Raw genomic sequence first — 13,133 nt, 5'->3', positions numbered from 1 at the left:
GCGCTCAGACTCCCGGAACCGAGTCGAGCGAGCCGGAGGAGGCGACCAGCGCCGCCCACAGCTCGGGGAACTGCGGCAGCGTCTTCGCCGTCGACCCGATGTCGTCGACGGCGACGCCGTCGACGACGAGACCCACGATGGCGCCGGCCGTCGCCATCCGGTGGTCGTCGTACGCGGCCCAGTCGCCGCCGTGGAGCGCGGCAGGCTCGATCCGCAGGCCGTCGTCGAGTTCGTGCACCGAGCCTCCCGACCGGTTCACGTCCGCCGCGAGCGCGGCGAGGCGATCCGTCTCGTGCCCACGCAGGTGGCCGATCCCGGTGATCTCGGTCGGCCCGCCGGCCAGCGCCGCCAGCGCGACGAGCGCCGGTGCGAGCTCGCCGCCGCGGCTGAGGTCCAGGTCGAGACCCGGCAAGGAGGCCCCACCCCGGATCCCGACGCCGCCGTCGACGACCAGGTCGTCACCGTCTCGGGCCACGGTCGCGCCCCACAGGGGCAGGAGCGCCTCGAGGTCGGCGCCGACCTGCGTGGTCGCGCGCGGCCAGGTGCGGATGCGGACGGTGCCGCCCGCGACGAGCGCGGCGACCGCGAACGGTGCGGCGTTCGACAGGTCCGGCTCGATCGTGATGTCGCGCGCGCCGATCGGCCCGGGGTGGACGACCCACTCGCCGACCGCGGGCTCGTCGACGGTCACGCCGCGGGCACGGAGCGCGGCGACGGTCATCTCGATGTGCGGCAGGCTCGGCAGCCGTTCGCCCACGTGGGTGAGGTGCAGGCCCTCGTCGAAGCGCGGCGCGGAGAGCAGCAGGCCCGAGACGAACTGCGACGACGCCGACGCATCGATCGACAGGGCGCCACCCCGGACCGAGCCGGTGCCGGTGAACGCGAACGGCATCGAGCCGTCGCCGTCGTCGGTGACGTCGACGCCGAGGTCGACGAGCGCCCGGATGATCGCGTGCATCGGACGCTTGCGGGCGTAGGGGTCGCCGTCGATGACGACGGGGCCGACGGCCAGGGCGGCGAGGGGCGGCAGGAACCGCATCACGGTGCCGGCGAGCCCGCAGTCGACGCGCACGTCACCGTGCATCGGCGCCGGGGTGATCCGGAGGTCCGGGCCGTAGGGGTTCGGCTGCTCGCCCGGTGCCGGTTCGACCTCGTCGATCCCGACGCCGAGCTGCCGGAGGCCCGCGATCATGAGCGCCGAGTCGCGGGAGTGCAGCGGCAGGCGGATGACGGAGGGGCCGTCCGCGAGGGCGGCGAGCACGAGCTCGCGGTTCGTCAGCGACTTCGAGCCGGGCAGCGCGATGTCGCCGCGCAGGGGGCCGCGCGCGAGCGGGGCGATCCAGGGGGCCGGGTCCGCGGCGGGCTGTGCACCGCTCCGGGAATGCGTCGTGTCTGCCATCGGTTCACAAGACTACTGAAACGATCGGGAGGACCCTTGGCGACAGCACTCGCACCATCGCGGACGCGCCTGCCCGGCGTGTCCACGTCGCTCGCTCTAGACTGGCCCGCGATGACGACCGACGAGCCGCAGGCAGCACCGCACGACCTGGTCGACGAGACCGAGGAGCAGCTCGACGCGGTCGAAGCGGAAGAAGCAGCGTCGTTCGTCGACGCCAAGACCGTGCCGGCCGACGAGCTCCGCGCGCTCTTCGAGACCCAGGCGCTGCCGTTCATGGACCAGCTGTACGGCGCGGCGATGCGGATGACCCGCAACCCGGCCGACGCCTCGGACCTCGTGCAGGAGACGTTCGTCAAGGCGTTCGCCGCGTTCCGTCAGTTCAAGCAGGGCACGAACCTGAAGGCCTGGCTGTACCGGATCCTGACGAACACGTTCATCAACACGTACCGCAAGAACCAGCGGAACCCGTACCAGGGCACCATCGACGAGCTCGAGGACTGGCAGCTGGGCGGCGCGGAGAGCGTCACCCAGTCGATCTCCGCACGTTCGGCCGAGGCTGACGCGATCGACCACCTGCCGTCCTCTGCGGTCAAGGACGCCCTGCAGGCCATCCCGGAGGACTTCCGGATGGCCGTGTACTTCGCCGATGTCGAGGGCTTCTCGTACCAGGAGATCGCCGACATCATGAAGACCCCCGTGGGGACGGTCATGAGCCGTCTGCACCGTGGTCGCCGGCTCCTCCGGGGGCTCCTGGCGGACCACGCCCGTGAGACCGGCATCGTCCCGGACGCAGCGTCGACGGCGACGATGCGCGGACGAGGTCGGAAGACTGCCGCGACCGAGGGTCGCGTCGATGGGAAGGAAGCACGATGAGCGGCTGCGACTGCTCCAAGGCGAAGGCCGAGCTCGAGGAGTTCCTGCACGGGGAGCTCTGCCGCGAGGACGCGGCGGACATCCGTGAGCACATGGACGACTGCGAGGACTGCACGACCGAACACCGCGTCGGCGTCGTCCTCATCGAGACCGTGCGCCGCGCGTGCAAGGAGACCGCTCCGGAGGAACTGCGCGGCGAGATCCTGGCGCGCATCCGGCTGGAGCAGTCGACGCACTGACCGGACCGCGGGCTCATCGTCCCGCGGCGTGGTGCGCTGCGATCGTCGCTGCGTCCAACACGGCGGCGTGGACACGGACCGTGTCGACGTCGCCGGTGTACGCGTAGTCGCCGGCGTCGGGCCAGCCCGCCAGGGTCTGCCGTCCTGCTCGCCAGTGCCCGTCGTACTGACGGAGCGATGCGGCATCGGCCCGCGTGCCCTGCTGTACGCCGTCGAGCCAGAGGGTCATCGACCGCGGCTGGAAGGTCGCGACCGCGTGGTGCCACTCCCCGTCGGTGACGATCGCGGACGATCCCACGGTGAACTTGAACTGGGTGCCCGATCCCTCGACGCCGAAGCGGAGTCGACCGCTGCTGTCGAGGTAGAGGTGTCGATCACGGTGCGTGGACGCGGCGTTCCGGTCGGAGCCGAACCCGAAGAGCCGACCGCCGTCCGTGTCCGTGGTGCGGAACCAGACCTCGATCGTGAACGCGTTCGGGGCGCTCACGGCGGTGTCGGTGACGGCCCAGGTCTCCGAGCTCCCGGTCGTCCCGAAGGTCGCGTGCGGGTTGTCCGCACAGCTGCCGACCGTCCGGGTGCCGTCGCCGACGAACTGCCCGTCGGCGCCGTTCCCGCTCGAGTCCGTGACGAGCCGGGTGCCCTTGTCGGCGAAGTCCCACGCGAGCACCGCCCCGGGCACCGGATCGTGGAAGCACGCGAACGTCTGACTGCGGAGCGACGAGGCAGAGCCCGTGGTACCGCTGAACCCCGCTGCCCCCATCGTGCTGAGGGCGATCGTCGTGGCAGCCAGTGCTGCGACGACCGACAACGAGGTCTGCGTCGGACGCACCACGCCGGCCGGGGTCAACGCTCGTGTGTGCAGGTCCCACCGTGGCGTCCCGCACCGTCGGCACGGCTGACCGGCCACGATGTCCCGGTCGACGCGAGCCAGTACCGCGACGACCGCGGCGGCGGCGGCAGTGAGCGCGAGCGGGGTCCAGGACCCGGAGCGGACCCACACGGTCGGCAGGCCGATGCCCGGGAAGCGGAGGACGCCGACGCCGTGGACGGCCGACGGGGAAACCGGGGTCCGGTCTGCCTCCGCGTTCGCGTCACCGCGGAGGCGGAGGTCGCCGTCCTGCTCGATCCGCTCGAGGCGGTGGAGTCGGAGCCGGTCGTCGTGGTCGGGGTCGTCGACCAGCAGGACCCGTCCTGGCGTGACGGACTCGGCGTCGACGGGCATCGCAGCGACGACGTCGCCGGTGCGGATCCCCGGCGCCATCGAGTCCGAGGCGACGGTCGTGACGTACCACCCGAGCATCGCCGGCAGCGATGCCCAGACCGCGAGCAGGAGCACCGACCAGAGTGCGGTGCGTGCCGAGACCGCGAGGAGCAGCCGGGGGAGGTCGCCGGAGCACCGGACGGGTCGTCGGGTGACGGTGGGCGACATGGGCTGCTCCTCGTGGTCGGTGGCGGTCACTGGGCGGGGCGGGACGGTCAGTCGGTCTGCGCTTCCCAGACGAACGTGGTGCCGGCCTCGGACGACTGCACGGTGTTCGGGGCGTCATCGGCGAGGGTGTAGCTGATCCGGTACGTGGCGTCCGCGGTCCCGGTGGCGGGCTCCCACGCGTCGAGGCCGGTGCCGAACGAGTCGTGCGCGGCGAGGTCGGCGAGGGTGCCGTCGTGGACGGTGGAGCCGGCGGCGAAGGAGTTGCAGTCACCGGCGGTCGCGAGGGACCCGCGCTCCACCTGCACGTCGAGGTACCGGCCGAGCGAGTCGGCGTCGGTCTGCTCGTCGACGTAGAACTTGACGGTGGAGGGGTTCGTGGTCTCGGCGGTGACGGTGATGCAGTTCGTGCCGGACGACCCGGGGACGAGGTCGCCGACGTCGAACATCGCGGCGCCCTGGTCATCGTCGGTCAGTGCGACGGCACCGGTGCGCCAGCTGTTCGTGGCGTTGTCGGTTGTGTCGGAGAACGCGGCGTACGAGGCCGTGGCGATGAGCGCGCCGCTGGCGACGACGGCGAGGGGGAGGGCGATCCAGGCGGCGGTGCGGCCGTGGCGGGAGGTGATGTGCATGGCTGTCCTGTCGTTCGGAATCACCCGGCGGGTGATATGACAGCAGCATATATGAATATCAGTTACGAGGACACCCCGTCGCAACACAACGCGGCGCCCGGGTAGGGTCGCCAGCATGACCCTCCTCGTCGAGTCGATCACCACCTGGTCCGACACGGACGTCTCCGACGTCGCCGCCCTCGTCCGACTGCTCGGCCACGAGGTCGACGACGCGGCGATGCGCGCACGCCTCGAACGGCTCACGCCCGAGGCCGGACACCGCACCTGGGTGGTGCGTGGCGAGGACGGCCGCCCGGTGGCGGTCGCCGGCGCGCAGGTCACCTGGGCGTACGCGAGCGACGAGCCGACGGCGCAGCTCTTGCTGCTGGTGGTCGACGACGCGGCCAGGAGGCTCGGCACCGGTTCGGCGCTGATCGGCACCTTCGAAGCATGGGCGGTGGAGCAGGGCGCGCGTCGGCTGAGCGCCGTCAGTGCGGCCGCGACGGACAGCGCGCACCGGTTCTACCAGAAGCGCGGGTACCACGACGCCGGGGTGCGCTACACGAAGATCGCGTAGCGCACCCCGGCGTGGGGTCTAGTCGAGTGCCTTCTCGATGACCTCGGTGGCCTCCTGCGCGGAGCGCTTCGACGAACCGGTGGCCGGCGCAGCACTCGCGGCACGGGCGGCGACCGACAGCGGTCGACCGTCGAGGTGCGGTGACAGGTTCATGCAGACGAAGGGCCAGGCGCCCTGGTTCTCCGGCTCTTCCTGCGCCCACACGACGTCGGCGTCCGGGTAGCCCGCGAGCACCTCGAGGATGCGCTCGAGGGGGAGCGGCGCGAGCTGCTCCAGCCGGACGAGGGCGACGTCGGAGACCCCGCGCTTGTCGACCTCGGCGCGCAGGTCGTGGTGGACCTTGCCGGAGTGCAGCACCACGCGACGCACCGCTGCCTTGTCGGTCACCCGGTCGTCGTCGATGACCTCTTCGAAGGTACCGCCGGTGAAGGCCTCGACCGCACTCGTCGCCTGCCGCAGCCGGAGCATGGCCTTCGGCGAGAAGACGATCAGCGGCTTCTGCGGACGCGCCCACGCCTGACGACGCAGCAGGTGGAAGTAGGACGCCGGGGTGGAGGGACGGGCGACGACCATGTTGTCCTCGGCGCACAGCTGCAGGTAGCGCTCGATGCGGGCGGAGGAGTGGTCCGGTCCCTGGCCCTCGTAGCCGTGCGGCAGCAGCAGGACGAGGCCGGAGCGCTGCCCCCACTTCTGCTCGGCGGACGAGATGAACTCGTCGATGACGGTCTGGGCGCCGTTGGCGAAGTCGCCGAACTGCGCCTCCCACAGCACGAGTGCCTCGGGACGCTCGACCGAGTAGCCGTACTCGAACGCCATCGCCGCGTACTCGCTGAGGAGCGAGTCGTAGATGGTGAAGCGGGCCTGACCCTCGGAGAGGTTCGACAGCGGCAGCCACTCCTGGCCGTTCGACCGGTCGTGGAACACCGCCTGGCGCTGGACGAAGGTGCCGCGCCGGGCGTCCTGGCCGGCGAACCGGACGGGCTTGCCCTCGACCAGCAGCGAGCCGATCGCCATGAGCTCGGCCATCGCCCAGTCGACGCCGCCGTTGCGGGTCATCTCGGTGCGCTTCGACAGCAGCTGCTGCAGCTTCGGGTGGATCGAGAAGCCGGCGGGCGGGTTGCTGTGCGCGTCCCCGATGGAGCGGACGAGTTCCTCGGAGACCGCGGTGTCGCGGACCTCGACCTCGGAGTCGTCCTGCTGCGCCGCCGGGCGTTCGAGCCCCTGGACGGCGCCGTCGTCGTCGACCTGGATGACCGGGATGGTGCCGGTCTGCGCCTCGTGCGTCTCGGCGAAGGCGCGCTCCAGGCGGTCCTGGAAGTCGCGGTGTGCCTCGTCGTACTCCTCTTGCGTGATGTCACCGCGACCGACCAGGGCCTCGGTGTACAGCGTGCGGACGGACCGCTTCGCCTCGATGAGGTTGTACATGAGCGGCTGGGTCATCGAGGGGTCGTCACCCTCGTTGTGCCCCCGGCGGCGGTAGCAGATGAGGTCGATGACGACGTCGCGGTGGAACGCCTCGCGGTACTCGAACGCCAGGTCGGCGACGCGGGCGACGGCCTCGGGGTCGTCGCCGTTGACGTGGAAGATCGGCGCCTGGATCGTCTTGGCGACGTCGGTGGAGTACACCGAGCTGCGTGCCGACTCCGGCGGGGTGGTGAAGCCGACCTGGTTGTTGATGACCAGGTGCACGGTGCCACCGGTGCGGTAGCCGCGCAGCTGCGACATCTGCAGCGTCTCGACCACGACGCCCTGACCGGCCATCGCCGCGTCGCCGTGGACGAGGACCGGCAGGACGTTCGTCGAACCGGGGCCCTGCTTGTCCTGCTTGGCGCGGACGATGCCCTCGAGCACGCCGTCGACGGCCTCGAGGTGGGACGGGTTCGCCGCGATCGTCACGGGGATGCTCGAACCGTCCGAGGTGCGGAAGAGCCCCTCGGTGCCCACGTGGTACTTCACGTCGCCGGAGCCCTGACCGGACACCGAGCCCGGCAGGGATGACCCCTCGAACTCACGGAAGATCTGCCCGTACGTCTTGCCGGCGATGTTCGTCAGCACGTTCAGGCGACCGCGGTGGGCCATGCCGATCGCGACCTCGGCGAGGCCCACGGCAGCAGCGTGCTGGATGAGCGTGTCGAGGAACGCGATGGTGGACTCGCCGCCCTCGAGCGAGAAGCGCTTCTGCCCGACGTACTTCGTCTGCAGGAAGGTCTCGAACGCCTCGGCCTCGTTGAGCTTGCCGAGGACACGGAGCTGCTCGTCCTTCGACGGCTTGGAGTAGGGGACCTCGATGCGTTCCTGCACCCAGCGGCGCTGCTCCGGGTCCTGGATGTGCATGTACTCGATGCCGACCGTGCGGCAGTACGCGTCGCGCAGGATCCCGAGCACGTCGCGCAGCGGAGCGCTCGTCGTGCCGGCCAGCCCGCCGGTGACGAACTCGCGGTCGAGGTCCCAGAAGGTCAGCCCGTGGCTCTCGATCTCGAGGTCGGGGTGTGTGCGCTGGCGGTACTCGAGCGGGTCGATGTCGGCCATCAGGTGCCCGCGGACGCGGTAGCTGTTGATGAGCTCCTGCACGCGAGCGGTCTTGTTGACGCGGTGCGCCAGGTCGACGTTGATGTCGTTCGCCCACTGGATCGGCTTGTACGGGATCCGGAGCGCCGCGAAGATGCCGTCGTAGAAGCCGTGCTCGCCGATGAGGCGCTCGTGCACGTGCTTGAGGTACTCCCCCGACCCGGCGCCTTGGATGACCCGGTGGTCGTAGGTGCTCGTCAGGGTGATGGTCTTGCCGATGCCGAGCTCGACCAGGGTCTTCGACGCCGATCCCTGGAACTGCGCCGGGTACTCGAGGGCGCCGGCTCCGATGATGGCGCCCTGCCCCTTGGTCAGGCGGGGGACCGAGTGCACGGTGCCGATGCCGCCCGGGTTCGTGAGCGAGATCGTCGTGCCCTGGAAGTCGGCCGGCGTCAGCTTGTTGTCGCGGGCTCGCTTCACCAGGTCCTCGTAGGCCGACAGGAACTGGCCGAAGGTCAGGGTCTCCGCGCGCTTGATGCTCGGGACGAGGAGGGAGCGGGTTCCGTCCTTCTTCGGGACGTCGATCGCGATGCCGAGGTTCACGTGCGCCGGGGCGACGACGAACGGCTTGCCGTCGCGCTCCTCGTAGAACACGTTCTGGCTCGGGAAGTCCTTGAGCGCCTGCACCATCGCCCACCCGATCAGGTGGGTGAAGGAGATCTTGCCGCCGCGGGCACGGCGCAGGTGGTTGTTGATGACGATCCGGTTGTCGATCATCAGCTTCGCCGGGATCGTCCGGACGCTCGTCGCGGTGGGGACGGTGAGCGAGGCGTCCATGTTCGACGCCAGGGTCTTCGCCATGCCCCGGAGCGGGGTCGCCACGTCCTCGTGGGTCTCCTCGTGGTCGTCGGCGGCGTCGTTGGCCTCGGCCGGGATCGGCTGCGGGGCCGGCTGGCGCGACGTGGTCTTCGCCTGGATCGGACCTCCGGCCGGAGCGGGAGCAGCGGCGGGCTCGGCGGGGGCGGGAGCAGCGGCGTCGGCGGGAGCGGCGGCAGCGGGAGCGGCGGTGTCAGCTGTCGGAGCGCCGCCGACCTGCGTGCGGTGGTAGCTCTCGAGGACCGGCCACCAGGACTTGTCGACCGACTCCTTGTCCGCGACGAACTGCTCGTAGAGCTCGTCGACGAGCCACTCGTTCGCCCCGAATTCGCCCGCGGTCTCGTCCGTTCCGGTCAGATGGCTCGACACAGCCGATCGCCCACTCTCCGTCGATAGATGCTCGTGTGTGTCGTGCGGTGCAACCCTGCCCCGCACAGGTGCCAAGCCTAGCCGCTGACACATGTCCGTTCCGTGTCAGCCTCGGCGCGAGTCGGGGCCCGGTCCGGCCTCCGGGCGGAGCCGTACAGTGGGCCCCATGAGGTTCTACGAGACGCGGCCGACGCACGACCTGACCTACTCCGACGTCTTCCTCGTCCCGAGCCGTTCCGGTGTGACGAGCCGCTTCGACGTCGACCTGGCGTCCAACGACGGCAGCGGTGCGACGATCCCGATCGTGAGCGCCAACATGAACTCGGTCACGGGTCCGCGCCTCGCCGCGACCCTGGCCCGTCGCGGGGGCGTCGGCGTGCTGCCGCAGGACATGCACCTGCAGGACCTCGACGCCGCGATCCGCTGGGTGAAGGACCAGCCGGTCGACTACGACACCGCCTACGACATGGGGTCCTCCACCACCGTCGCCGAGGCCCTGGAGCAGCTGCTGCCCGTCGCCGGTCGTGGCGTGGTGGTCCGTGACGCCGCCGGGGAGTACCTCGGCTGTGTCCCCGCGAGCCGGCTCGGCGACGCCGGTCCCGACGCGACGCTCGGCGACCTGCTGCACGGTGCCTCGACCGCGATCGACGCCGAGGACGCCGGCACACCCCGCCACGTGTACGACGTGCTGAGCGGCGCCGAGGTCGACTTCGCGCCCGTCGTCCGGCACGGCAAGGTCGTCGGCACCACGAGCCGGACGAGCGCCATCCGCTCGGACATCTACACGCCGGCCGTCGACGCCTCGGGTCGCCTGCGCGTCGCAGCCGCGATCGGCATCAACGGCGACGTCGCATCAAAGGCGCAGGCCCTCGCCGCCGCCGGGGTCGACGTCCTGGTCCTCGACACGGCCCACGGACACCAGGAGGGCATGCTCCGCGCGCTCCGCACCGTCGCCGGGCTGCGGCTCGGCATCCCGCTCGTCGCCGGCAACGTCGTCACCGCCGACGCCGTCGCCCACCTCGTCGACGCGGGTGCGGACATCATCAAGGTCGGTGTCGGACCCGGCGCCATGTGCACCACACGCATGATGACCGCCGTCGGTCGGCCGCAGTTCTCCGCCGTCCTCGAGACCGCGGCGGCTGCCCGGTCACTCGGCGCCCACGTCTGGGCCGACGGCGGGGTGCGGTACCCGCGCGACGTCGCCCTCGCCCTCGCGGCCGGCGCCTCGGCCGTCATGATCGGCTCGTGGTTCGCCGGCACCCTCGAGGCGCCGGGCGTGCTCCGCCGCGACGCCGCCGGCAAGGCCTACAAGGAGAGCTGGGGGATGGCGTCCGCCAAGGCCGTCCGCGAGCGCTTCGAGCGGCTCGACCCGTACGAGCGGGCCCGCAAGGAGCTGTTCGCCGAGGGGATCTCGTCGTCGACGATCTACCTCGACCCGGAGCGCCCGAGCGTCGAGGACCTGCTCGACATGATCACCACCGGCGTCCGCAGCTCCGCCACCTACGCCGGTGCAGCGTCGCTCGCCGAGTTCTCGGAGCGCGCCCTGGTCGGCATCCAGTCCGCCGCCGGGTACGAAGAGGGCAAGCCGCTGCCCGTCAGCTGGTAGCGCGCGCAGGCGGGCGCGGCCATGGTCGCGACCACGAACGGACGGGAGGCACGGTGCCAGCTGGCACCGTGCCTCCCGTCCGTCTGTTCTCGCGTCTACCGGCGTCGGGTCGCGTCCTCGACCTCGCCGACGAGCTCCTCGAGGATGTCCTCGAGGAAGAGCACGCCGAGGGTCCGGCCGTCGGCGTCGAACGCGCGAGCCACGTGGCGGCCAGCAGCTCGCATGGTGGCCAGGGCGTCCTCCAGATCCATCTCCGTGTAGAGCGAGATGAGCTGCCGGATGCGCTTCGGCGGCACCGGGTCGTCGAACTCGTCCGGCCGCAGGTCGATGACGTCCTTCACGTGCACGTAGCCCGTGGGGGAGCCGTCCTCGCCGACGAGCACGTACCGCGAGAACCCACGCTGCGCCACCGCACGCTCGACGTCCGCCGGGGTGGCGTCCTCGGGCAGGGTGACGAGCTCGGCCATCGGCACGGCGACGTCGCGGACCTTCTTCTCGGTGAACTCGAACGCCAGCGCGAGCTTGCCGTCGTCGGTCAGGGTGCCCTCGCGGCGGGACTGCTCCACGATGGTCTGCACCTCTTCGACCGTGAACGCGCTGACCGCTTCGTCCTTGGGCTCGACGCGGAACAGCCGCAGCACGGCGTTCGCGACCTCGTTCAGGCCGACTATCACCCAGTGCAGGCCGTGGCCGATGTACCAGAGCGTCGGCACGAGCAGCAGGGCGGCGCGGTCCGGCATCGAGAACGAGATGTTCTTCGGGACCATCTCGCCGAACACCACGTGCAGGAACGAGACGAGCAGCAGCGTGATCACGAACGCCACGGTGCCGATGACCTCGACGCTCCAGCCGGTCAGGTGCAGCGGGACCTCGAGCAGGTGGTGGATCGCCGGCTCGGAGACGTTCAGGATGAGCAGCGAGCAGACCGTGATGCCGAGCTGCGTGGTCGCGAGCATGCGGGTGGCGTGCTCCATCGCCCACAGGGTCATCTGCGCCGCCTTCGAGCCCTCCTCCGCACGCGGTTCGATCTGGGAACGGCGGGCGGAGATGACGGCGAACTCGGCGGCGACGAAGTACGCGTTGCCGAGCAGCAGCACGAAGAGCCAGAAGATCCCCCACCAGTCGGAGCTCATCGGGTGCTGCCCTTCGTGGTGGTCTTCGTGGACGGGATGATGATGGCGGTCGCCGCGGTGTCCGTCGGCGGGGGTGTCGGGGTCCAGCGGATGCGGTCGATCCGCCGGCCGTCGAGGCGTTCGACGCGGAACACGCCGCCGTCGAGCGGGACCTCGTCACCGACGACGGGCAGGCGGCCGAGCGTCGACATGAGGAACCCGCCGACGGTCTCGTACGGGCCGTCCTCCGGCACCTTCACGCCCGCGCGGTCCTCGAGCTCGTCGGGACGCAGGAGACCGGGGAAGGTCAACCAGTCGCGGGAGCGGACCACGTCGATGCGCGCGCGGTCGTGCTCGTCGGAGACCTCGCCGACGATCTCCTCGATCAGGTCCTCGAGCGTGACGACCCCGGCGGTGCCGCCGTACTCGTCGACCACGATGACCATCTGGTAGCCGCGGCCGCGGACCTCGGCGAGCAGGGTGTCGCCCGGCATCGTCTCGGGAACGCGTTCGGCGTCGGTCATGAGGGCCCCGACGGGGACCTCCGCGCGCTTCTCGCGCGGGACGGCGACGGCCTGCTTGACGTGCACGATGCCGACGACGTCGTCCGCGTCCTCCTCGATGACGGGGAAGCGGCTGAAGCCGGTCTTGCGGGCGAGGGCGATGACGTCCTGCGCGGACTCGGACACCCGGATGGTGGAGAGCCGCGGGCGCGGGGTCATCACGTCGCTGGCACTCAGCTCGGAGAACGAGATCGTCCGTTCGAGCAGGGTCGCGGTGTCCTGCTCGAGCGACCCCTCGGACGCCGACCGGCGGAGCAGCGAGGTGAGCTCCTCGGCGCTGCGAGCGCCGGACAGTTCCTCTTGGGGCTCGATGCCGATCGACCGGAGTACGGCGTTCGCGGTGCCGTTCAGCACCGCGACCGCCGGCTTGAACACGGTCGTGAAGGCGATCTGCAGGGGCACGACGAGCTTCGCGGTCTGCAGCGGCAGCGCGAGGGCGAAGTTCTTCGGCACGAGCTCACCGAGGATCATCGACAACAGGGTCGCGATGACGAGCGCGATGATCGAGCCGGCCGTCTCGACGATGCCCTCCGGCAGGTTCATCGCCAGGAACGGCGCCTCGAGCAGCTTCGCGATCGACGGCTCGAGCAGGTAACCGGTGAGCAGCGTGGTCAGCGTGATGCCGAGCTGCGCACTGGACAGGTGCGTCGAGGTGACCTTCAACGCCCCGATGACGGGTGCCAGGCCCGGCTCACCGCGGTCGCGACGCGCTTCGACGTCGGCGCGGTCGAGGTTGACGAGCGCGAACTCGGACGCGACGAAGACGCCGGTGCCGAGCGTCAGCAGGATGCCGCCGACGAGCATGACGATGTCGATCGGACTCATGATTCACCCCCGTCCGCGCACGGGGATGACGTGCAGCTCACCGAGTGAGCGGCGGATGAGTGAGGCGAAGAACTATTCGGGGGATCGTCCACAGTGCTGCCAATCGTACTGCCTGCCGGGGCCCGGAGCCGTGAATCCGTACAGAACCC

The 13,133-nt window shown here is 70.8% G+C and carries 10 protein-coding genes; 4 read left to right on the top strand and 6 right to left on the bottom strand.

Going from position 1 to position 13,133, the window contains the following annotated elements; all coding sequences use genetic code 11:
- Positions 1-4: 4 nt before the first annotated feature.
- Positions 5-1,399 (bottom strand): 3-phosphoshikimate 1-carboxyvinyltransferase, encoded by a 1,395-nt coding sequence (gene aroA / locus KZI27_RS12640; RefSeq protein ID WP_222657902.1) that lies wholly within the window; start codon positions 1,397-1,399, stop codon positions 5-7.
- A 111-nt stretch (positions 1,400-1,510) separates the two neighbouring features.
- On the opposite strand from aroA, the gene KZI27_RS12635 reads away from it, so the two are divergent.
- Positions 1,511-2,272 carry a sigma-70 family RNA polymerase sigma factor gene (locus tag KZI27_RS12635; protein ID WP_222657901.1) on the top strand — a complete coding sequence of 254 codons (762 nt, stop codon included), beginning with the start codon at positions 1,511-1,513 and terminating at the stop codon, positions 2,270-2,272.
- On the top strand, positions 2,269-2,511 hold the full coding sequence (locus KZI27_RS12630; RefSeq protein ID WP_111086426.1) for a zf-HC2 domain-containing protein: 243 nt from the start codon (positions 2,269-2,271) through the stop codon (positions 2,509-2,511). The genes KZI27_RS12635 and KZI27_RS12630 overlap by 4 nt, the downstream gene beginning before the upstream one ends.
- 13 nt (positions 2,512-2,524) lie before the next feature.
- On the opposite strand, the gene KZI27_RS12625 is transcribed toward KZI27_RS12630, so the two are convergent.
- A complete protein-coding gene (locus KZI27_RS12625; protein WP_222657900.1) occupies positions 2,525-3,940 on the bottom strand; it encodes a LamG-like jellyroll fold domain-containing protein in 1,416 nt (471 codons plus the stop codon).
- 47 nt (positions 3,941-3,987) lie between these two features.
- Positions 3,988-4,569: a hypothetical protein gene (locus KZI27_RS12620; RefSeq protein WP_222657899.1), complete on the bottom strand. Its 582-nt coding sequence runs from the start codon at positions 4,567-4,569 to the stop codon at positions 3,988-3,990.
- A 115-nt stretch (positions 4,570-4,684) separates the two neighbouring features.
- On the opposite strand from KZI27_RS12620, the gene KZI27_RS12615 reads away from it, so the two are divergent.
- Positions 4,685-5,125 (top strand): GNAT family N-acetyltransferase, encoded by a 441-nt coding sequence (locus KZI27_RS12615; protein WP_222657898.1) that lies wholly within the window; start codon positions 4,685-4,687, stop codon positions 5,123-5,125.
- 18 nt (positions 5,126-5,143) lie between these two features.
- On the opposite strand, the gene KZI27_RS12610 is transcribed toward KZI27_RS12615, so the two are convergent.
- Positions 5,144-8,878: a multifunctional oxoglutarate decarboxylase/oxoglutarate dehydrogenase thiamine pyrophosphate-binding subunit/dihydrolipoyllysine-residue succinyltransferase subunit gene (locus KZI27_RS12610; RefSeq protein WP_222657897.1), complete on the bottom strand. Its 3,735-nt coding sequence runs from the start codon at positions 8,876-8,878 to the stop codon at positions 5,144-5,146.
- A gap of 166 nt (positions 8,879-9,044) precedes the next feature.
- On the opposite strand from KZI27_RS12610, the gene KZI27_RS12605 reads away from it, so the two are divergent.
- Complete coding sequence (locus KZI27_RS12605) at positions 9,045-10,484, top strand: GuaB1 family IMP dehydrogenase-related protein (protein WP_222657896.1); 1,440 nt, start codon at positions 9,045-9,047, stop codon at positions 10,482-10,484.
- 95 nt (positions 10,485-10,579) lie between these two features.
- On the opposite strand, the gene KZI27_RS12600 is transcribed toward KZI27_RS12605, so the two are convergent.
- Entirely contained in the window at positions 10,580-11,617 is a 1,038-nt protein-coding gene (locus tag KZI27_RS12600) for a hemolysin family protein (protein WP_111086420.1), read from the bottom strand.
- Positions 11,614-12,984: a hemolysin family protein gene (locus KZI27_RS12595; protein ID WP_222657895.1), complete on the bottom strand. Its 1,371-nt coding sequence runs from the start codon at positions 12,982-12,984 to the stop codon at positions 11,614-11,616. The genes KZI27_RS12600 and KZI27_RS12595 overlap by 4 nt, the downstream gene beginning before the upstream one ends.
- Between the last annotated feature and the right edge of the window lie 149 nt (positions 12,985-13,133).

Origin of the sequence: Curtobacterium sp. TC1, from assembly GCF_019844075.1 — a bacterium.
In the GTDB taxonomy this organism is placed as follows: Bacteria; Actinomycetota; Actinomycetes; order Actinomycetales; family Microbacteriaceae; genus Curtobacterium.
Note: the sequence above shows the minus strand (reverse complement) of the source record. Positions and strands in the feature narration are given on the sequence as shown.

Coding starts and splice junctions, on each gene's coding strand:
- aroA (WP_222657902.1), bottom strand. CDS start 1,399: ATGGCAGACACGACGCATTCCCGGAGCGGTGCACAGCCCGCCGCGGAC.
- KZI27_RS12635 (WP_222657901.1), top strand. CDS start 1,511: ATGACGACCGACGAGCCGCAGGCAGCACCGCACGACCTGGTCGACGAG.
- KZI27_RS12630 (WP_111086426.1), top strand. CDS start 2,269: ATGAGCGGCTGCGACTGCTCCAAGGCGAAGGCCGAGCTCGAGGAGTTC.
- KZI27_RS12625 (WP_222657900.1), bottom strand. CDS start 3,940: ATGTCGCCCACCGTCACCCGACGACCCGTCCGGTGCTCCGGCGACCTC.
- KZI27_RS12620 (WP_222657899.1), bottom strand. CDS start 4,569: ATGCACATCACCTCCCGCCACGGCCGCACCGCCGCCTGGATCGCCCTC.
- KZI27_RS12615 (WP_222657898.1), top strand. CDS start 4,685: ATGACCCTCCTCGTCGAGTCGATCACCACCTGGTCCGACACGGACGTC.
- KZI27_RS12605 (WP_222657896.1), top strand. CDS start 9,045: ATGAGGTTCTACGAGACGCGGCCGACGCACGACCTGACCTACTCCGAC.
- KZI27_RS12600 (WP_111086420.1), bottom strand. CDS start 11,617: ATGAGCTCCGACTGGTGGGGGATCTTCTGGCTCTTCGTGCTGCTGCTC.
- KZI27_RS12595 (WP_222657895.1), bottom strand. CDS start 12,984: ATGAGTCCGATCGACATCGTCATGCTCGTCGGCGGCATCCTGCTGACG.